Source organism: Bacillus sp. FSL R9-9410, from assembly GCF_038050385.1.
GTDB classification, from domain to species: domain Bacteria; phylum Bacillota; class Bacilli; order Bacillales; family Bacillaceae_G; genus Bacillus_A; species Bacillus_A cereus_U.
Genome location: NZ_JBBOTV010000001.1, coordinates 4,151,648 through 4,170,910, shown reverse-complemented (window position 1 = coordinate 4,170,910; position 19,263 = coordinate 4,151,648). Strand labels below are relative to the sequence as shown.

Sequence of the window (19,263 nt, the reverse complement as noted above, 5' to 3'; positions counted from 1 at the left end):
TTGTAAATTTTCTTTTTCTTTTTTGAACATATAGGTTGGTAATATGTTCGGTGCATGATACAGTAGTGATGACATAAAATGGAGTGTCCATAATCTGCGGAAATGATTTGAAATAAGTCTTGTGTAGATGAATTAAATTATCGGTAAATAAGGGGAAAAAGGTAATCATGGATCAGGAAAAAAATACTGTTAATAGGAAAGCAAATCGGTCGATTGTATACATAAAAAGAACAATCATTCTAGCCCTACTACTGTCACTTGTATATTTCATGTATACAAAAATTGTTGCGCATAATAAAAAAGAGGAAACTTTAAAAGCAGCAGCAGAAATGAAGAAGCAAGAAGAGATAAAAAAGATAGAAGAAGTGAAAAGGCAAGAAGCTGAAAAACAAAGAAAACAAAAAGAACAGGAAGAACAGATAAAACAGGCGCAAGTTATAGAGAAACCTGCTGAGGGACCGCCTCAAGAAATTAATGAAAACGCTCAATTGGATCAATATTTACAGAGCATGGGATTTAGTGGGACAGCTGTTATTGTGAAGAATGGGAAAGTTCTTGTGAATAAAGGATACGGCATGGCTAATAAAGAGAAGCAAGTGCCGAATAATTCAGAGACGACCTTTTATATTGGCTCTATTTCAAAGGCATTTGTAGCGACCGCTATTATGCAACTCAAAGATCAAAATAAGTTGCAAGTAGAGGATACGGTTGCAAAGTATATTCCAGATTTTCCGCAAGGTAATAGCATTCAGCTAAAACATTTATTAACACATACATCAGGGATTCCAGAGTATGAGCAGGGAAAAGAAGATATTTCTCATGAAGAGTTGATAAAACGAATAGGAAACCAAAAGCGTATTGCAGGACCAGGAGAGAAATGGAAGTATTCAGATTCGAACTACTCTATACTTGCCTACATTGCCGAGAAGGTAAGTGGACAACCATTAGAAGAATATATTAAACAACATATTTTTGCGACTGCTGGTATGAAGCATTCTGGTTTCGGTAAAGCGTTAGAGCAAACAAGGTTTCCATCGACAGGTTATAAAATAGTGAATAATAATATGACAACACCTAACATTCCGAGCATGTCACAACTATATGGTTGCGGTGATATATATACAAGTGCTCATGATCTATATTTATTTAATGAAGCGCTATTCTCTGGAAAATTAATTTCAAAAGAGAGTTATGATCAAATGTTTACAGCCGTGAAAAAGGATTACGGATTCGGCTGGTATGTAGATCCGGGCAGTTATTCAAATCACGGTGTAATGCCAGGTTGGAATTGCTTAAATGGATTTAGTAAAAATGGTAGTGTATACGTTGTTTTATTATCTAACATTCAAAACAACATCAAATCATTTGGTAAAGTGAATAACGACATTTATACAATATTACGAAATATAGAAGTGTAAGAGGCTATCCTTTTGGATAGTTTTTTTGTATTGAGGAAATATATGTGCGGTGTGATAATGAAATAAATGGAAAAGGGGGAGGGTTATGAGTATACATAAGCATCATGCACGCAATGCGAAACGAACTTTGTTTATAGCTATCATTGTATGGATTATCGTTGTAATTGGATTAGTTATGGAATATAAAAAGGGAACAATATTCACTTCAGATAAAGAAATCCTGAAATTAATAGGTATTTTGCTACCAGCGTTTGGATTACTAATATATAGTTTTATAGAAAAACGAAGAGCGAAAGTGCTTAAGCAGGATAATTGCAATATAGAGACTTCTAAATTATTTGAGCAACAAAAATTTGTTGTTCGTGGAGAGGTAGGAATATTTAAAGCAATAAAGTACTTTGGATTAGATGGAAGTGCAGTAGGTGCTTTAAAAGAAGAGTATAATTCCGTTATTCAAAGTATATGGAAAGTGCTACTCTCTTTTCTTGTTAAAGGGCTACATGAGCAACAATTTTATTTATATAATCAATCGGGAGAAAAACTGTTGCGTGTTCAAAAGAAGACGGGAGTGCGTAACTTCTATATATTTTATAGTATAAATGGAAAGAAAATTGGAGAGTTGAAACAAGTACTAAGTTTAACAAAATGGGAATGGATATTTTTAGAGATGAATGGCAAGGAAATTGGTAAAGTGACTGGAGACTTTTCAGCAACAATGCAGAAAATAGATTGGCAAGATGGAACACATATTGATGTGAAAGAAGATGGTATTCCGTTAGAAGCTGCAAAATATTTTTCTGCAAGTGGTGGATCCCTTGTTACAGCTTCTATATCCGAACAAGCAGAATTATCAAGAGCAGTTTATTACAGTATAGCTGCCATTATTACAATTAAAAATTAAAATATAAAAAAAGATAGATGGGAAACCATCTATCTTTTTTTATGCTCTGAAACAATTATTTCTTTTAGAAAATGTATGTCTTACCTATCACAAAAAAAGTCTGCTTTGTATAAATTAAGATGTATGGATGTGAAATTTTATACTTTAAAAATAATAGGAGGAGAAGCATATGTGTCTGTTCGGTAAGTATTGGAAAAAGTTATCGAGATTGTTTAATAGACAATTAGATTATTTTTTAGATAATAAGTTACTGCCTGCTGTGGAACGACTTTTATTTTCGCAAAACTTCGCGAGGTTTATTCAAAGAAATTCTAAGCAAGCCGTGGAAGAATTTATAGAATCAAGTCAATTTCAATCTATTATTTGTAACATTTTAAAAGAATGCAATACATCACCTTTTAAAGAGATTGCAAAGCAGTATTTAGGTAAAAACGTAGAAATTACTGTGACAGTTGGACAGTTAACAGGTGTTATTGTAGCAGTTGGTGACGATTTCTTAACGCTGCAAGAAGGAATAGGAACAGAAGTTTTATTACCGTTTACAAGTATTATATCAATGAAAGAAGCGTAAGAAAGGAGACTTATATATGTTATTTACTGATGAATTGCGTAACCATGTTGGTGAATTAGTGCAAGTTGTGACAGCTGTTGAAATTGTTGCAGGTATTCTTTTATCTGTGACGGACGGGGCAGTAAGCGTTCGTACATCTCCTTCTTATGGACCACCTGAAGATGTACTTGTACGTATTCCTATTATTGCTTATGTTCGCTTGGAAGGGTAAGAGTGATACAAGTATGAGAATATCAGTTGTTATTCCAGCGCATAATGAAGCAAGTACTTTATCACAAGTTTTAATAGAAGTGGAAAAGTTGAAGCCGTATGAAATTATTGTAGTAGATAATGGATCGACAGATGGAACGAAGGAAGTCGCATTACAGCATAGTTGCCATGTAATTTATTATAAACATTCTCTTGGCAATGATGTAGGAAGGGCAATTGGAGCTAGGGAAGCAAAAGGCGAAATTGTATTGTTTTTAGATGGTGACATCGTTATTGAGAGTAAAGAGCTACAACGTTTCGTGAAAGGAATTCAGCAGGGGCATCAAATTGTTGTGAATAATTTAACATGGTCTGTTTATTTAAAGATGAGACCACATTATACGACAGTTGGAAAATTCATGTTGAATCGTTATTTGAATAAAAAAGAGCTTGTTGTTGGTTCTTTAATCGCAATTCCACATGCGATGAGCCGGGAAGTTATCGAGAGACTTGGATGGTGGAATTTAGCAGATCCCGCATTATTTCAAGCGATGGTGATGTCTAGAGAAGTAGATATTGCCGATATGGCTTCGGTCGATGTAATTCACACGAATAAGGTTCGTCCTGTGCATACGGGTACATCACCTGGTTCTCCTTATCCGAAAGCGACTAGTCGTATTATGGGGGATCATTTACGTGCTTTGCAATATGTAATCGAAACATATGGTAAACGCGGCGGTTTTTCGGAGGGAAACAGGGATAGAGAGTTTATAGGGAAGTATAAACCAGTTTTATTACAAAGGAAAAAAGCGAAATACAGTGCGATTATACCAGTATCAGAAGAAAGAATGACTATAAGATCTGTCATACAAGAAGTGAAAAAAGCAGGTGTAGATGAAATTATAGTTGTTGCGAATGGAGCGGATGTAGAGACAATTAAACAAGCAAAACTAGAGAATGTTAGTGTAGTTGAATTCGCGAAGGCACTTGGACATAATGTAGCACGAGCGATAGGGGCTATGCATGCTACGGCAGATATTTGTTTATTTGTTGATGGTGATTTTGCTATTCCGGCAAAAAAGCTAATTCCATTTTTGCATGCTATTGAAGACGGAAATGATGTGGCGTTAAATGATTTGCAATGTTTGTTAGATATGTTTCACCCGGCAGATCCAATTAGTATGGGGAAATATTTCGTGAATTTGGTAGCGAAACGACCAGATTTATGGAACAACTCATTAACGGCAGTGCCACATGCTATGCATAAAAAGGTAATAGAGAAAATTGGATATGATTCTCTTATCATTCCACCATTAGCTCAAATGAAAGCTATTTTAGAAGAATGCTCTATTACAGCAGTGGAATTTGTAGATGTTATAAAAACAAATCGAGTACGTCCAGAGCAACATGGGTTTGTAAATGGACGAATTCCTGCATTCGATCGTATTTTCGGTGATCAGCTTGAGGCGATTGCTTATTTATTACAACATACGAATGAGCGTGGGAGTTTTACAGACGGAGAAAGGGATAGAGATATAATACTACAATTGAGAAGGGAAGAAGAGAATATAGATGAATGCTAGTAGTAAAGTAACCATTATTGGATTAGGATATGTTGGCCTTCCTTTAGCGGTCCTTTTTGCAGAAAGAGGACATGCTGTACTTGGATTAGATAAAGATACTAGGAAGATAGAATCAATAATTAAAGGAGAAAGTTATATTCCTGATGTTTCTTCAAACGTATTACAAAATTTATTGAACGAGAGAAAATTAATAGTAAATACACCAGATAAAGGTGTTGCGGAGTTCCAAAATAGTGAGTATGTTATTGTGACTGTGCCAACGCCAATTAATGAGAATAAAGAACCCGATTTAAGTGCACTCGTTTCAGCCTCCCATTATATACAACAACACCTTCAAAAAGGACAAACCTTCATTTTTGAAAGCTCCACATATCCAGGTACACTGGAGGAAGTTATCATTCCTATTATTTCTCAAGCAGGTAAAAAGGTAGGAGAAGATTATTATATTGGGTATTCTCCAGAGCGAATTGACCCAGCGAATAGCCAGTATTCAGTTGAAACGATTCCAAAAGTTATTAGTGGACAAACCGAGCAGTGTAAACAAAAAGTACAGGATTTGTATAGCACTATATTTGATGTAGTTGTTCCAGTTAGCTCTCCGAAAGTGGCCGAGATGTGTAAGCTATTTGAAAATATTCAGCGCTTAGTTAATATTTCGTTAGTAAATGAGTTAAACACACTATGTGAAAGTTTAGGAATTGATTTTTATGAGGCGCTTGAAGCTGCATCTACAAAACCATTTGGGTTTACCCCGTATTGGCCAGGACCAGGAATAGGAGGACATTGTATTCCAGTAGACCCTTTATATTTTCAATGGAGAATAAGAAAGGCTGGAGCAATTAGTCAATTAATTGAGGCGGCACATGTAATTAATGAAGAAATGCCAGCGAAAATAATCGGGAAAGTAAAAGGTGTGGTGCAAGCACCCGCAACGGTTTTAATAGTAGGGATTGCATATAAGAAAGATGTAAATGATTTGAGAGAATCACCGGCGTTGCCAATTATTCAATTATTAATAAAAGAAGGATACAAGATAGAATATCATGATCCGTATATTTCTACAGCGGAAATTGGAGATACACTATATCAATCCGTTCCACTAGATGAACAAAGAATTAAACAAGCAGATTGTATTTTAATTGTAACGGATCACTCTAGTATCGATTGGAAACTCTTTAAAGGAATTGAGCGATTAATAGATACACGTGGAATCGTAAAGAAGGTGAGTGTATGAGTAAAAAATGTTTAATTACAGGTGGAGCAGGATTTATTGGATCGCATTTAGCTGAAGAATTGGTGAAAAGAGGTTATGAAGTTACTATTGTTGATAACTTCTATAAAGGAAAAAATAAATATCATAATGAGTTAATGAAAGAGCTCCGGGTTATTCCAATAAGCGTTTTAGATAAAAATTCAATTTATGAATTAGTAAATCAACATGATGTGGTGTTTCATTTAGCTGCAATTTTGGGAGTCAAAACTACAATGGAAAAAAGTGTAGAGCTTATTGAAACAAATTTCGATGGAACGAGAAATATTTTGCAAGCAGCATTAAAAGGGAAGAAGAAAGTAGTTTTCGCATCTACTTCGGAAGTATATGGAAAGGGAAAACCTCCATTCTCTGAAGAAGGAGATCGTTTATACGGTGCAACTTCCAAAATACGTTGGAGTTATGCAATTTGTAAAACGTTAGAGGAAACATTATGTTTAGGGTACGCATTAGAAGGCTTACCTGTAACGATTGTTCGTTATTTTAATATTTATGGTCCAAGAGCGAAAGATGGTCCGTACGCAGGAGTAATTCCACGATTTATTCGTGCGGCTTTGCAAGGTGACGATATTCTCGTTTATGGAGATGGAAAGCAGACACGCTGCTTTACGTATGTAAGTGATGCGGTCGAGGCAACGATTTGTGCAATGGATGAAAAGGTAAATGGTGAAATTATTAATATAGGTTCTGAGAATGAAAAAAATATAAGGGAAGTAGCGGAAGATATAAAAAAAATAACGAAGTCTGTTTCCAAAATTGTGCACGTTCCATTTGAGGAAGTATATCCACATGGATTTGAAGAAATTCCAAATCGAAAGCCGGATGTAACGAAATTAAGAGAACTTGTCCAGTTTCAAGCGAAAGTAACGTGGGAACAAGGATTGAAAGAAACTATGAAGTGGTTTCGTGAAGAAAACCATGACTAAATCATTATCTGTCATTATTCCAGCCTGTAATGAAATAGATACAATTTCTGATGTTATTCATTCAATAATACCTTTAAAACCATTGGAAATCATAGTAGTGACTAATGGGTGTACAGATGGAACAGATAAGGTCGCTGAAAATTTAGGATGTAAAATTATTAATTATAGAGAGTCACTTGGGAATGATGTAGGGCGTGCAGTAGGTGCCAAACATGCAAAAGGTGATGTTCTATTATTTGTAGATGGTGATTTTGCTATTCGAACTTCACAATTGCAATTATTTCTTAATCCAATTTTATATGATCAGGCTGATGTAGTTTTAAATAATTTGGATGCATTATTTTTAAAGAAACAAAGACCACATTCTATTACAGTATGGCGCCAAATCTTAAATGCAATGTTAGAGCGTGAAGAATTAAAAATTGATTCTTTACTATCTGTACCTCATGCGCTGACGAAGGAAGTTGTGCAAAATATTGGATACGAATGTTTTGTTAATCCTATTGTGGCTCATCTACGCCTAGCACAAAGTAAATGGAGAATTAGCCGTCATTGTGCGATTGATGTTATTACTCCGAATAAATTTCGCCCACTCGAGCATGCTGCATACGGCACGAATCTTGCTCATTCCGAAAAACGAATGATAGGCGATCATATAGAAGCTGTAGCAGAGAGGATATTAGGCAGTGATACGCGCGGGGGATATTGCGATGGAAATAGGAAAAGAGATAGTGTCTACCATACTCTAAATTTTGAAGACTTTTATCAAGGATGGGGCATTACATCTAATTTGTATAAAGGACAGCAATTATCGGTTATTATTCCTGTACAAAATGAAGAGAAAACAATTGGAAACGTTATAGAAGAGCTTCGCAAAATTGAACCATTGGAAATCATTGTTGTTGTAAATGGTTCGTCCGATAAAACGGCAACAATTGCAAAAGACAAGGGAGCAACAACAATTGTGTATAAAGAAGCACTTGGAAACGATGTGGGGCGTTCACTTGGAACTTATTTTGCAAAAGGAGAAATTGTTTTATTTATAGACGGTGATTTTGTTATTCCAGCTAGTGAGCTATATCCCTTTGCAAAAGCTATTGCAGATGGAACGGATGTCGCATTAAATGATTTAAATCATTATTTAGATTTGAGAGTACCACTTCATCTTGTAACAGCATTTAAATATGCATTAAATTTAGCTTGTGATAGAAAAGATTTAGGAGTAGGCTCTCTTATTGCGGTTCCTAATGCGTTTAGTCGTACTTGTTTGAAGGAAATAGGGTATAAATCATTATTGTCACCTTGTGTAGCACAAGTGAAAGCTGTACTTTCAGGTTTTGAAATCGCTTGTGTAAGTCGTATCGATGTTGATAAGATGAACCGTATTCGTCCCAGTGAACATTTCGCAAAAATAGGTCATCCTCCAGCTGTCCTTCGAATTATTGGTGATCATATAGAAGGATTAGAGCAATTAATTGCATTAACAAACAGTCGTGGTGGATTTTACGATGGAAATAGAAAAAGAGATGTTTTATCCCGCTTTAACGGGCAGTAAGACTCCCACCTCAAAATTCGGCGAATACGAGGAAGTTAGGTGGGAGATAACTGCCCGTAAAATCCCGATTGGTGAGGGCTGATTAAAGTTTCACTTTATAGTGGTAACAAAAAAAGGGTACAACATATGTACACTTTTTTGCTCTGTTATAAAAACTATAACAGATTAGGAGATAAGAGTATTACAGCTCTACAATGGGTATCGTTCTTATATTACAAAATAGGACTCGTATATAAGAGTACCAAAAAAATACAATTAAAGAAAGGGTTAATTATAAAGACTTTTAAACGAGGTTAACACTACGAGTGTAGTAGTTTGTTCAACGTTTCACAAACATGTCACAACTATTTCGTCCACTCCCGAAAAAAAGTAGTATTCTAAGTGTGTAAGCTGTTATATAAAAAAACGTAGTCCTGTACTAATCAAAAATGGAGGAGATTAGGATGACTCAAGTATTAGAAAATGTAAAAAACGCGTGGGAAAACTTTAAAGGTGAAAAATGGAAAGCAGAGATTGATGTTCGCGATTTCATTTTAAATAATATGAACGTTTATGAGGGAGAAGACTCTTTCTTAGCGGAAGCAACCGAAGCAACGAAAAAACTTTGGGATCAAGTAATGGATTTAACAACAAAGGAACGTGAAAACGGTGGCGTTCTTGATATGGATACAAAAATTGTTTCTTCTATTACATCACATGAACCAGGATATTTAAATAAAGATATTGAAAAAGTGGTCGGTTTCCAAACTGATAAACCATTTAAACGTTCTTTACAACCATATGGTGGTATTCGTATGGCGGAACAAGCTTGTGAAGCGTATGGATATGAAATGGATAAAGAACTTAGCAAGATTTTCAGAGACTGGCGTAAAACTCATAATCAAGGTGTATTTGATGCATACACACCAGAAATGAAAGCGGCTCGTAAATCAGGTGTTATTACTGGTCTTCCAGATGCATATGGACGTGGACGTATTATCGGTGACTATCGCCGTGTAGCGCTATATGGTATAGATCATTTAATTGAAGCGAAAAAAGCTGATTATAATTTAACTGGCGGTGTAATGAGCGAAGATACAATGCGTTTACGCGAAGAATTATCTGAGCAAATGCGTGCACTTCAAGAGTTAAAACAGATGGCTGCTTCTCATGGATTCGATATTTCTAAGCCAGCTACAAATGCACAAGAGGCCTTCCAATGGTTATACTTTGCTTATCTTGCAGCAATTAAAGAGCAAAACGGGGCAGCAATGAGCCTTGGACGTACCTCTACATTCTTAGATGTTTACATTGAAAGAGATTTAGCAAATGGTACTTTAACAGAAGAAAAAGCACAAGAAATTGTTGACCATTTCATTATGAAATTACGTCTTGTGAAATTTGCAAGAACACCTGATTATAATGAACTATTCTCTGGAGATCCAACTTGGGTAACTGAATCTATCGGTGGTATGGCGTTAGACGGTCGTCCGTTAGTAACAAAAAACTCATTCCGTTTCTTGCATACATTAGATAATTTAGGCCCAGCACCAGAACCAAACTTAACAGTTCTTTGGTCTAAACAATTACCAGAGAACTTTAAAAACTACTGTGCAAAAATGTCTATTAAAACATCAGCAATTCAATACGAAAATGATGACATTATGCGTCCTGACTACGGTGATGACTATGGTATTGCTTGTTGTGTATCAGCAATGAGAATTGGTAAACAAATGCAGTTCTTCGGAGCACGTGCAAACTTAGCGAAAGCATTACTATATGCGGTTAACGGTGGTAAAGATGAAAAGTCAAAAGCACAAGTTGGTCCTGAATACGCACCAATTACTTCTGAAGTATTAGATTATGAAGAAGTTATGCGTAAATTCGATATGACAATGGAATGGTTAGCGGGACTATACTTAAATACATTAAATGTAATTCACTTTATGCACGATAAATATAGCTATGAACGTATTGAAATGGCACTTCATGATACAAATGTTCTTCGTACAATGGCAACAGGTATCGCTGGATTATCTGTAGTAGCAGACTCTTTAAGTGCAATTAAATACGCACAAGTAAAACCAGTGCGTGATGAAAATGGTATTGCAGTTGATTTCGAAATTGAGGGAGATTTCCCTAAATACGGTAACAATGATGATCGTGTAGATGAAATCGCAGTAAATCTTGTGAAAACATTTATGAACAAGCTTCGCAAACATAAAACATACCGTAATTCTGTTCATACAATGTCAATCTTAACAATCACATCTAACGTTGTATACGGTAAGAAAACTGGTAACACTCCAGATGGACGTCGTACTGGAGAACCATTTGCACCGGGGGCAAACCCAATGCATGGCCGTGATACAAAAGGTGCATTAGCGTCATTATTATCTGTAGCTAAATTACCATATGAAGATGCACAAGATGGTATTTCAAATACATTCTCTATTATTCCAAAAGCACTTGGTAAAGAAGATGATGTACAAGTACGCAACTTAGTATCTATGCTTGATGGATATGCAATAAAACAAGGACACCACTTAAATATTAACGTATTTAACCGTGAAACATTAATGGATGCAATGGAGCACCCTGAAAAATATCCACAATTAACAATTCGTGTATCTGGTTACGCTGTTAACTTTATTAAATTAACTCGTGAACAACAAATTGATGTAATTAACCGTACAATGCATGAAAGCATGTAAGTGAAAAAAGTGTTCCTCCGCTTTTAATATATAGCGGAGGGAGGCTGTTTCAATAAAGGAGGAAGTAACATGGTAAAAGGAAGAATACATTCTGTAGAGTCTTGCGGTACTGTTGATGGCCCAGGGATTCGTTATGTCATATTTACACAAGGGTGTTTATTACGTTGTCAATATTGTCATAATGCTGATACATGGGAAATCGGTAAAGGTAAAGAAATAACAGTTGAAGAAGTGATGCAGGATGTGACATGTTACCTTCCATTTATTGAAGCTTCTGGAGGCGGTATAACAGTTAGCGGTGGAGAGCCACTATTACAGCTAGACTTCTTAATTGAGTTGTTTAAAAAGTGCAAAGAAGCTGGTATTCATACAACAATCGATTCTTCGGGCGGTTGTTATTCTGAAGAACCAGAATTCCAAAATAAGCTAGATATTTTAATGGATTATACAGATTTAGTTTTATTAGATTTGAAGCATATTGATTCAAAGAAACATCGTAAATTAACAGGGAAACCAAATGAACATATTTTACAATTTGCTCGTTATTTATCGGATAAAAAGAAGCCAATTTGGGTAAGGCATGTATTGGTTCCCGGTGTTACCGATGGTGAAGAGGATCTGCAAAATTTATCAAACTTTATTCAAAGTCTATCTAATGTTAAGAAAGTGGAAGTGCTGCCATATCATAAACTCGGTGTTTATAAATGGGAGGCACTTGGACATAAGTATCCACTTGCGGATGTGAATCCACCGACAGAAGAAAATGTTGAGCATGCAAAACATATTTTAAAAGCAGTCTAATCCAAATATTGGATTAGACTTTTTGTTTCTTTACCCCGCTATTTGTGGGAGACCTGCTGCCCGTAAACGCCCGATTGGTGAAGGCTAATAATCAGTGGGGGATGAACAAAACCCCCACTGATTAAAGTTGCACTTTATAATAAAATCTAGAGTATATATTTAGAAAAGAGTATACTGAAGAGAGAATATCCATATTTTTGTAAAGGATAGGCGGAGAAATTTACATAATTGTAAAGGGAAATCAAAATAGTAAAAAGAATTAAGAAGTAAAAGAGTGAGTATCATGAAATATAGAACATTTGTAAGTTATTGCGAAAGCTCTTATAGGAAAGTATAATGTAAAGATATGAGCACAGATAGGATTAAGGGGTCAATCTTATATGCTTTGCATATCCACGACAGGTACATAGCTAACAGGGGAATATTGGAATCCGAGTATGTAATGTTTAAGGAAAATGTTTTTCCTATTGTCGTATATGCAATATGGAGAAACAAAAAGCTAGGAGTGGATTTGTTTGATAAAAAACCCCAAGGTTTTAATATTAACTGCACATTACGGTAACGGTCATGTGCAAGTAGCGAAAACATTAGAACAAACCTTTCGTCAAAAAGGAATCAAAGATGTAATTGTATGCGACTTGTTTGGAGAATCACATCCAGTTATAACCGATATTACAAAATATTTATATTTAAAAAGCTATACGGTAGGAAAAGAATTATATCGTTTGTTTTATTATGGTGTAGAGAAAATTTATGATAAAAAAATAGCATCTTGGTATGCGAATTTTGGAAGAAAGCGTTTGAAGACGCTATTACAGGTGGAGAAACCGGATATTGTTATTAATACCTTTCCAATCATCGCTGTACCAGAATTGAAAAAGCAAATAGGTATTTCTATTCCTGTTTATAACGTATTAACGGATTTTTGTGTGCATAAAATATGGATCCATCGAGAAGTAGATCGTTATTTTGTAGCAACCGATCATGTGAAAAAAGTGATGGTTGATATCGGTGTACCTGCAGAGCAAATTGTTGAAACAGGGATTCCGATTCGCAGCAGTTTTGAGCTAAAGATCAATCCAGCAATTATATATAATAAATATCAGTTATGTAAGGATAAAAAGATGTTACTAATTGTAGCAGGTGCTCATGGTGTGCTAGGGAGTGTAAAAGAGCTATGCCAGTCATTTATGTCAGTACCAAACTTACAAGTAGTTGTCGTTTGTGGGAAAAACGAAGCTTTAAAGCAGGATTTAATGGAACTACAGGAACAAAGTTCTGATGCTTTAAAAGTATTTGGTTATGTTGAAAACATTGATGAGTTGTTCCGTGTTACTTCTTGTATGATTACGAAGCCAGGTGGTATTACATTAAGCGAAGCAGCCGCATTACAAGTACCTGTCATTTTATATAAACCTGTCCCAGGACAAGAGAATGAAAATGCGTTGTATTTTGAAAAAAAAGGGGCTGCAGTTGTCATTCGTGATGATAGTGAAGTTTTTGCAAAAACAGAGGCGTTATTACAAGATGATATGAAGCTTCTTCAAATGAAAGAAGCAATGAAAAGTATTTATCGTCCTGAGCCAGCTGGTCATATTGTGGATACAATTTTGGCAGAAAATCATGCAGAGCCGAATCATATACCTATTAAATCACCAGCTCTTGCCGAATCTTTTACTTAATATGAAACCCCTCTTTTAAGCATTTAAAGAGGGTTTTTTTAGTGTTGTAAAAAAGTAAACGTGAATTATTAACTTATCCACAAGGTATTACGCTTCTATTAGACAGTAAAGTCGGAATATTAACAACTATATCCACATAGTCCACAATTTTTAGAAAATTATCCACAATTCTCACGTTTAGAATTCATTTAAATAGATGAATTCGTAAAATACTTTTGGAATTTATGCACAATTCTACGATTTTTGTGGATAAAGTTGTCCACAAAAAAAATTCCTTATTTATAAGGAACCTTTTTTGCTAATCTATTGGAAGATCTTATGTAATGAAACTGAATAATTAGGGGGGAAACCTTCTAATTATTCAGTTTCACTTTAAATGCTTTTTGAGCGATAGCCCGCTGCACGATCTGCTTTTCGAAATTCTCGTTGATAGAGAACTTCTTGTGTACTAGATAATGTGTTTTTTGCTTTATCACGTTTCTTTTTATCCATTACAAATCACCTCGTGTCTTAAAGTCACTATCTATCGTTTCCAAAGACATGGGGTGATATACATATATGTCAAACTAGTAATGATTAATTATCATTTCTGAATTTTTAGATTACGCTTCTTTTAATTGGTGTGCTTCTTGGAATGTTGTATCTCGCATTGTTGCAAGTGTATATTGATCTTTTGGAATTTCATATAAATTATATACTTCTTCATGCTCGTTAATTTCATCATAAACGGCTTTTCTTGTTTCGTTTGCTAGATTTACATATTGTAGTTTTTCGGCAGCCTTAATAGACCGGATATTTATTTTACGAATACGCATAAAGATCGTTTCAATATCTAATTCGTAGAAAAGTTCGCTAAAAAATGAATCTTTCGCTAATTTATTATATCCTTTACCATGATAGGGTTTGCCAAGCCAGGTTCCGAGGAATCCGGCTTTTTCTTGCACATCAAATAAAGTAATTGTACCGATAGGGTTACCCCATTCATCTAAAATTGTGCGTGAGATTAATTCTCCACGCTCTTCGGCTTCAATTGTTTGTTTCGTTAAAAATAAATATTCTTCATAAGAATAAGCCTTTTGACGCACAAAAGGGAAGACAGCTGGATCCACCATTAACTCGTATAGAACGTGGCTGTCGTGTAAGTCGCGTTTTTTCAACACACTAACTCCTCCTCACACGAGGGGTAGCATGACGAAAAAACACTCACCCTCGAAATTTTTATATCAATCTTTAAAAAATTTCGGGGTGGGAATCGAACCCACTAGAACCAGTTTATAACGCTGGTGGCGCACCATTTGCCTTCCCCATTCATCAATTTGAAAATGATAATCACGACACAAATTGATTATGGTTTCATTCAGTTTATAATCGTATAATACTTTATCTAGTCAAAAAAATAAACTAGTTTTTTTTATTTTTTTTGTAAATTATTTTTCCGTCAATCATGGTGAGTACAGGCTTGGCTAAATAATGGAAAGGATGGTGAGTCCATAACACGAGATCAGCATCTTTTCCAACTTCAATGCTTCCAATTCTACTCTCTAAACGTAAATTACGAGCTGGAAAAATAGTTATTCCTTCCAAGGCCGTTTTTTCATCTAATCCTTCTCGAACAGCGATAGCGGCACAAACATTTAAATATTGAATGGGTGTATAAGGGTGATCTGTTGTAATAGAAACTTCTATGCCACTTTTCGATAATATATGATAAGTATCCCATGTTTTGTTTTTAAGCTCGATTTTCGAACGTCGTGTAAGGGTCGGACCAACTGAAATCTTTAAATTATGTTTCGAAAGTTCCTCAACAATAAAGTGTCCTTCTGTGCAATGTTCAATACGTAAATCAAGATTGAATTCTGTCGCAAAGCGTAAAGCTGAAGTGATATCATCTGCGCGGTGAGCGTGGATACGTACCGGTATTTCTCGGCGGAGTGCTTTTAAAATAGGGAGCATTCGAAAATCAGCTTCATGCCCATAGTGTTGTGCGTCATAGAATGATTCACGAAGTAATCCCATAATTCCCATACGTGTTATTGATTCTTTTGTGCCATTGCTATGGAATTTTTTAGGGTTTTCTCCAAAGGCAATTTTTAAACCAGCAGGTTCCTGAATAATCATATGATCAATACAAGTTCCAGCAGTTTTTATTACACAAGTAGTACCGCCGATAATATTTTGGCTTCCGGGCATAACGTGAACAGTCGTAACCCCATTTTGTACAGCGTCTTGAAATGCAATATCAAAAGGATGGATCCCGTCTAAAGAACGGATATGTGGTGTTGAAACTTCAGATGTTTCATTTGCATCATTACCAGCCCAACCAGTGCCTTCGTCATAGAGACCAAGATGAGTATGCACATCAATAAATCCAGGTAAAAGATGAAGAGCTCGTGCGTCTATAACAGTCATATCTTGAGTAGGCTTAATATAAGGTTTGACCTCGGTGATTCGTTCTCCTGTAACCAGTACATCTCCTTGAAATTTTGGAGAGGTAATAGGATATACAATGGCTTGTTTGAGCAATGTTTTCATAGGTACCTCATTTCTGTTACTTTGTAATATTTAGTGTGAGTTAAGACAAAGTAACTGAAAGGTTGTTCGTGTAGTAATGCTCCAGAGTTTAGAAAGTGAGAAGTTTTGAAGGAGATAAACTACCCGTAAAACTATTTTAGAAGTACTACATTGTATGCAAGAGTATATTTTGTAATGCATGGTTAACTGTAGGGAATGTGTATCGATATCCATGTTCAATCGCTTTATTGGGTAATACATGTTGCCCTTCTAATACAAGTATACTCATCTCACCGAGTAAAGCGCGCAGTACAAATGAAGGAACAGGTAACCAATGAGGTCGCCTAGTTATAGTGGCAATAATTTCACCGAACTCTTTCATCCGTATTGGCGTTGGCGCTGTAATATTAAAAGGTCCGTCAATTTCTTTTTTGTGAATGATGAAATCAATCATGCGAACGACATCGTCTATATGAATCCATGATAACCATTGGTTTCCAGATCCAATTGTCCCCCCAATATATAATTGATAGGGAAGTAGCATTTTTGGAAGAGCTCCTCCTTCTGCACCTAATACGACTCCAAATCTTGAGTAGATTGTTCTTATTCCAAGAGAACGTGCTTTAGATGCTTCTTGCTCCCATAAAAATACTGTTTCTGCTAAAAAGTCATTTCCGGGAGTTTCTTGTTGCTCAGTAAAAGACTCTGTTTCAGATGTTCCATAGTATCCAATAGCGCTTGCGTTAATAAATGTGTGTGGTTTTGTTGCGAGTGCTTGTAATTGTTTAATGAGTCCTTTTGTTGTTTGAATCCTACTGTTTAAAATTGTTTCTTTTTGTTTCTTTGTCCATCTACTATTAATAGACTCTCCAGATAGATTAATAACTACATCGATAGAGGAGAGGGGGAAGGTCTGTAAATCCGGTGTCCACTGTACGTATTGAAGGTTAGTATGTGAAGTTTCAGCAGTTTTTTTTCGAGTAAGAATGTAAACAGTATATCCCTTTTGAATAAAAAAATTAGAAAGGCATTTGCCGATAAATCCAGTTCCACCAGAAATTGCGATTTTCACAATCATTTCCTCCTCATTATATATATTCTTGAAAAGCAAAAACGTTCCTTGACTATGTTAAAATAATAGAGAGGTGAGAGTATGTCTGTCATTACAAAAATAGAAGTGCAAAAACGATCGAAAGAACGATTTAATATTTATATTGATAAAGGCCAAGGTGAAGAGTACGGGTTTAGTGTGAATCAATCAATCTTAATGAAACATGGGTTACAAAAAGGCTTAGAAATTGATGAAGTAGCGTTAGGGAATATTTTGTACAATGAAGAGGTACAAAAAGCATATTTACAAGCAATTTCCTATTTATCCTATCAAATGAGAACAAAACAAGAAATAGAAGATTTCTTACGAAAAAAAGAAGTGGGACAGGCCATCATCTCTGAAGTCATTTCGAAATTATTACATGATCGATATATTAATGATAAAGAGTACGCGATTTCATACGTGCGAACGCAAAGTAATGTGAATCAAAAAGGTCCAACTGTTATTAGGAGAGGGCTATTAAGTAAAGGTGTTCAGGATTTAATCATTACACATAGTTTACAAGAGTATCCAAAGGAGAAGCAAATTGAGAATGCTTTGTTTCTTATAGAAAAGAAAAAAAAATCTTATCAAAAGCATTCATTTTTACAAATGAAACAAAAATTAGAAGAAATGCTTGTTCGTAAAGGGTATCCTAGAGAGGTAATTCAAATTTGTCTGGAAGAATTGAAAGACGAAAAAGATGACGAACAGCAACAAGAAGCGTTACACTATCATGGGAATAAATATTATGAGAAATATAAGAAGTATGATGGTTGGACATTCGAAAATAAGGTGAAGCAAGCGTTATATCGAAAAGGATTCTCTATTGATGAGATAGATATATTTTTACAAATGAAGCGTGAAGAGGGATGAGGAAATAAGATGGGTATGCCAAAACGCTACAGTGAAATGACACCACATGAGTTAAGGGAAGAAATTGGGGTTTTGAAGGAGCAAGCAGTAAAGGCTGAGCAACTTGGAATTGTAAATGAATTCGATGTATTAATGAGAAAAATGGCTATGGCTCGTGCTTATATGATAGATATAAATAAATTCCATATTGGTGAGACATATGAATTAGTAGAAGAACCTGGTATGGTATTTAAAATTACGTATTTCAATGGGGTATTTGCTTGGGGATATAAGCAACATGATAATGAAGAGATTGGAATACCAATTTCCTTGCTACAAGAAAAATAAAAACCAGAGAGCGAATCTCTCTGGTTTTCATCTTTGGTAGGCGTTAAAGGAGATAGGAGATTCTAAAATTGGCGTTTTTTACATTCGTTTGCCAGTATAATGAGAGACTGGGTTTGTTGCGTCTGTCCGTTAACTTGCGCCTTCGCATGTTTTGGACGAGTCCACGTATGGTTAAATAATTCAGAACGACGATCTAAATGGTCACGGTAGCTCATCTTTATCACCTCGTGTAGGAATTTAATTTGTACTACTCTTCCTGCTGATTTGCAGCACGCATACGTTCTTGTGGGTGCGTGTTAATTGTGCCGTTAGGTCGTTTCGAAGCGAAGCGTGATTTCGCTTTCGGTTGACCTTCGATTTTGCTGTTGTTTTTTGACTCAGACCAAAATTCGGCTTGTCTACCCATTAAGAACGCCCCCTCATTATCAGTTGATACCTCTTTAAGAAGTATCACTTATAGAATGTGCAAAATTGAAGAAACTATCCTTTAGAAATGAAGGGAATAAAATGCAACTTTAACCAGGGTTTTTTTATCCCCTACTGGTTATTAGCCCGCACCAATCGGGATAAATAAAAGGAGAATAGAACATGAATGATATTTATGAAACATTAACGAAAGAATTATTAGATAAGAATGACAACCTTTCTTACGCACAAGCTCGTGCATGGGTTGAATTACTGTGGGAAGACTTCCGAACAACTTATGCTAAATCAGGTCGTTACCAAGGTGAGGAAATGACTGAACAAGTGGTACGAACATGGGTTAATAATCATGGAGGGCGCCTTCATGAAATGCGTACGAATAATCCGAAGTATAGCCATTTAATCAATCAAGAAGATCATTTGAAACATTAAAAAAAGCGACTTAGG

The 19,263-nt window shown here is 35.5% G+C and carries 20 protein-coding genes; 14 read left to right on the top strand and 6 right to left on the bottom strand.

Annotation, left to right across the window (positions count from 1 at the left end):
* Positions 1-167 precede the first annotated feature (167 nt).
* From MKX77_RS21700 to MKX77_RS21650, 11 genes are all read left to right on the top strand, one after another.
* A complete protein-coding gene (locus MKX77_RS21700; protein WP_341307765.1) occupies positions 168-1,418 on the top strand; it encodes a serine hydrolase domain-containing protein in 1,251 nt (416 codons plus the stop codon).
* A gap of 85 nt (positions 1,419-1,503) precedes the next feature.
* Entirely contained in the window at positions 1,504-2,319 is an 816-nt protein-coding gene (locus MKX77_RS21695; RefSeq protein ID WP_341307764.1) for a sugar ABC transporter ATP-binding protein, read from the top strand.
* Between the two features lie 169 nt (positions 2,320-2,488).
* A complete protein-coding gene (locus MKX77_RS21690) occupies positions 2,489-2,890 on the top strand; it encodes a DUF2642 domain-containing protein (RefSeq protein ID WP_341307763.1) in 402 nt (133 codons plus the stop codon).
* A gap of 16 nt (positions 2,891-2,906) precedes the next feature.
* Positions 2,907-3,101: a hypothetical protein gene (locus tag MKX77_RS21685; protein WP_002029614.1), complete on the top strand. Its 195-nt coding sequence runs from the start codon at positions 2,907-2,909 to the stop codon at positions 3,099-3,101.
* A 13-nt stretch (positions 3,102-3,114) separates the two neighbouring features.
* The gene (locus tag MKX77_RS21680; protein ID WP_341307762.1) at positions 3,115-4,662 is read left to right on the top strand and encodes a glycosyltransferase family 2 protein; all 1,548 of its coding nucleotides are present in this window, start codon (positions 3,115-3,117) and stop codon (positions 4,660-4,662) included.
* Positions 4,652-5,896 carry a nucleotide sugar dehydrogenase gene (locus tag MKX77_RS21675; RefSeq protein WP_341307761.1) on the top strand — a complete coding sequence of 415 codons (1,245 nt, stop codon included), beginning with the start codon at positions 4,652-4,654 and terminating at the stop codon, positions 5,894-5,896. The genes MKX77_RS21680 and MKX77_RS21675 overlap by 11 nt, the downstream gene beginning before the upstream one ends.
* Positions 5,893-6,858 carry an NAD-dependent epimerase/dehydratase family protein gene (locus MKX77_RS21670; protein WP_341307760.1) on the top strand — a complete coding sequence of 322 codons (966 nt, stop codon included), beginning with the start codon at positions 5,893-5,895 and terminating at the stop codon, positions 6,856-6,858. Before MKX77_RS21675 ends, MKX77_RS21670 begins: the two co-directional genes overlap by 4 nt.
* Complete coding sequence (locus MKX77_RS21665) at positions 6,851-8,413, top strand: glycosyltransferase family 2 protein (RefSeq protein ID WP_341307987.1); 1,563 nt, start codon at positions 6,851-6,853, stop codon at positions 8,411-8,413. Before MKX77_RS21670 ends, MKX77_RS21665 begins: the two co-directional genes overlap by 8 nt.
* A gap of 443 nt (positions 8,414-8,856) precedes the next feature.
* Positions 8,857-11,106: a formate C-acetyltransferase gene (pflB, locus tag MKX77_RS21660; RefSeq protein WP_341307759.1), complete on the top strand. Its 2,250-nt coding sequence runs from the start codon at positions 8,857-8,859 to the stop codon at positions 11,104-11,106.
* Positions 11,107-11,175: 69 nt separating this feature from the next.
* Complete coding sequence (pflA, locus tag MKX77_RS21655) at positions 11,176-11,907, top strand: pyruvate formate-lyase-activating protein (protein WP_341307758.1); 732 nt, start codon at positions 11,176-11,178, stop codon at positions 11,905-11,907.
* Positions 11,908-12,422: 515 nt separating this feature from the next.
* On the top strand, positions 12,423-13,589 hold the full coding sequence (locus MKX77_RS21650; protein WP_002113823.1) for a diglucosyl diacylglycerol synthase: 1,167 nt from the start codon (positions 12,423-12,425) through the stop codon (positions 13,587-13,589).
* 372 nt (positions 13,590-13,961) lie between these two features.
* Here MKX77_RS21650 and MKX77_RS21645 read toward each other — a convergent pair whose 3' ends face one another.
* From MKX77_RS21645 to MKX77_RS21630, 4 genes are all read right to left on the bottom strand, one after another.
* Positions 13,962-14,081: a YfhE family protein gene (locus MKX77_RS21645; RefSeq protein ID WP_000358484.1), complete on the bottom strand. Its 120-nt coding sequence runs from the start codon at positions 14,079-14,081 to the stop codon at positions 13,962-13,964.
* Positions 14,082-14,191: 110 nt separating this feature from the next.
* Positions 14,192-14,749 carry a GNAT family N-acetyltransferase gene (locus MKX77_RS21640; protein ID WP_215555147.1) on the bottom strand — a complete coding sequence of 186 codons (558 nt, stop codon included), beginning with the start codon at positions 14,747-14,749 and terminating at the stop codon, positions 14,192-14,194.
* A gap of 241 nt (positions 14,750-14,990) precedes the next feature.
* Complete coding sequence (locus tag MKX77_RS21635) at positions 14,991-16,121, bottom strand: amidohydrolase (protein ID WP_215555148.1); 1,131 nt, start codon at positions 16,119-16,121, stop codon at positions 14,991-14,993.
* Between the two features lie 145 nt (positions 16,122-16,266).
* Positions 16,267-17,172, bottom strand: coding sequence for a TIGR01777 family oxidoreductase (locus tag MKX77_RS21630; RefSeq protein ID WP_341307757.1), 906 nt, complete (start codon positions 17,170-17,172; stop codon positions 16,267-16,269).
* 81 nt (positions 17,173-17,253) lie between these two features.
* On the opposite strand from MKX77_RS21630, the gene recX reads away from it, so the two are divergent.
* Both recX and MKX77_RS21620 read left to right on the top strand, forming a co-directional pair.
* Positions 17,254-18,066, top strand: a complete 813-nt coding sequence (recX, locus tag MKX77_RS21625) for a recombination regulator RecX (protein WP_215555150.1) — start codon at positions 17,254-17,256, stop codon at positions 18,064-18,066.
* A 9-nt stretch (positions 18,067-18,075) separates the two neighbouring features.
* Positions 18,076-18,393, top strand: coding sequence for a YfhH family protein (locus MKX77_RS21620; protein WP_215555151.1), 318 nt, complete (start codon positions 18,076-18,078; stop codon positions 18,391-18,393).
* Between the two features lie 62 nt (positions 18,394-18,455).
* Here MKX77_RS21620 and MKX77_RS21615 read toward each other — a convergent pair whose 3' ends face one another.
* Both MKX77_RS21615 and MKX77_RS21610 read right to left on the bottom strand, forming a co-directional pair.
* Positions 18,456-18,608, bottom strand: coding sequence for a YpzG family protein (locus tag MKX77_RS21615; protein ID WP_002010325.1), 153 nt, complete (start codon positions 18,606-18,608; stop codon positions 18,456-18,458).
* Between the two features lie 32 nt (positions 18,609-18,640).
* Entirely contained in the window at positions 18,641-18,799 is a 159-nt protein-coding gene (locus MKX77_RS21610; RefSeq protein WP_002113845.1) for a small, acid-soluble spore protein K, read from the bottom strand.
* A 182-nt stretch (positions 18,800-18,981) separates the two neighbouring features.
* Between MKX77_RS21610 and MKX77_RS21605 the strand changes: the two genes are divergently transcribed.
* The gene (locus MKX77_RS21605; RefSeq protein ID WP_002010328.1) at positions 18,982-19,248 is read left to right on the top strand and encodes a YfhJ family protein; all 267 of its coding nucleotides are present in this window, start codon (positions 18,982-18,984) and stop codon (positions 19,246-19,248) included.
* Positions 19,249-19,263 lie beyond the last annotated feature (15 nt).

Excerpts from the sequence above, each read along its gene's own strand:
- MKX77_RS21685 (WP_002029614.1), top strand. The coding sequence starts at position 2,907 with ATGTTATTTACTGATGAATTGCGTAACCATGTTGGTGAATTAGTGCAA.
- MKX77_RS21670 (WP_341307760.1), top strand. The coding sequence starts at position 5,893 with ATGAGTAAAAAATGTTTAATTACAGGTGGAGCAGGATTTATTGGATCG.
- MKX77_RS21695 (WP_341307764.1), top strand. The coding sequence starts at position 1,504 with ATGAGTATACATAAGCATCATGCACGCAATGCGAAACGAACTTTGTTT.
- MKX77_RS21645 (WP_000358484.1), bottom strand. The coding sequence starts at position 14,081 with ATGGATAAAAAGAAACGTGATAAAGCAAAAAACACATTATCTAGTACA.
- MKX77_RS21620 (WP_215555151.1), top strand. The coding sequence starts at position 18,076 with ATGGGTATGCCAAAACGCTACAGTGAAATGACACCACATGAGTTAAGG.
- MKX77_RS21615 (WP_002010325.1), bottom strand. The coding sequence starts at position 18,608 with ATGAGCTACCGTGACCATTTAGATCGTCGTTCTGAATTATTTAACCAT.
- MKX77_RS21700 (WP_341307765.1), top strand. The coding sequence starts at position 168 with ATGGATCAGGAAAAAAATACTGTTAATAGGAAAGCAAATCGGTCGATT.
- recX (WP_215555150.1), top strand. The coding sequence starts at position 17,254 with ATGTCTGTCATTACAAAAATAGAAGTGCAAAAACGATCGAAAGAACGA.
- MKX77_RS21610 (WP_002113845.1), bottom strand. The coding sequence starts at position 18,799 with ATGGGTAGACAAGCCGAATTTTGGTCTGAGTCAAAAAACAACAGCAAA.
- MKX77_RS21605 (WP_002010328.1), top strand. The coding sequence starts at position 18,982 with ATGAATGATATTTATGAAACATTAACGAAAGAATTATTAGATAAGAAT.
- pflA (WP_341307758.1), top strand. The coding sequence starts at position 11,176 with ATGGTAAAAGGAAGAATACATTCTGTAGAGTCTTGCGGTACTGTTGAT.
- MKX77_RS21635 (WP_215555148.1), bottom strand. The coding sequence starts at position 16,121 with ATGAAAACATTGCTCAAACAAGCCATTGTATATCCTATTACCTCTCCA.
- MKX77_RS21680 (WP_341307762.1), top strand. The coding sequence starts at position 3,115 with ATGAGAATATCAGTTGTTATTCCAGCGCATAATGAAGCAAGTACTTTA.
- pflB (WP_341307759.1), top strand. The coding sequence starts at position 8,857 with ATGACTCAAGTATTAGAAAATGTAAAAAACGCGTGGGAAAACTTTAAA.
- MKX77_RS21675 (WP_341307761.1), top strand. The coding sequence starts at position 4,652 with ATGAATGCTAGTAGTAAAGTAACCATTATTGGATTAGGATATGTTGGC.
- MKX77_RS21665 (WP_341307987.1), top strand. The coding sequence starts at position 6,851 with ATGACTAAATCATTATCTGTCATTATTCCAGCCTGTAATGAAATAGAT.
- MKX77_RS21690 (WP_341307763.1), top strand. The coding sequence starts at position 2,489 with ATGTGTCTGTTCGGTAAGTATTGGAAAAAGTTATCGAGATTGTTTAAT.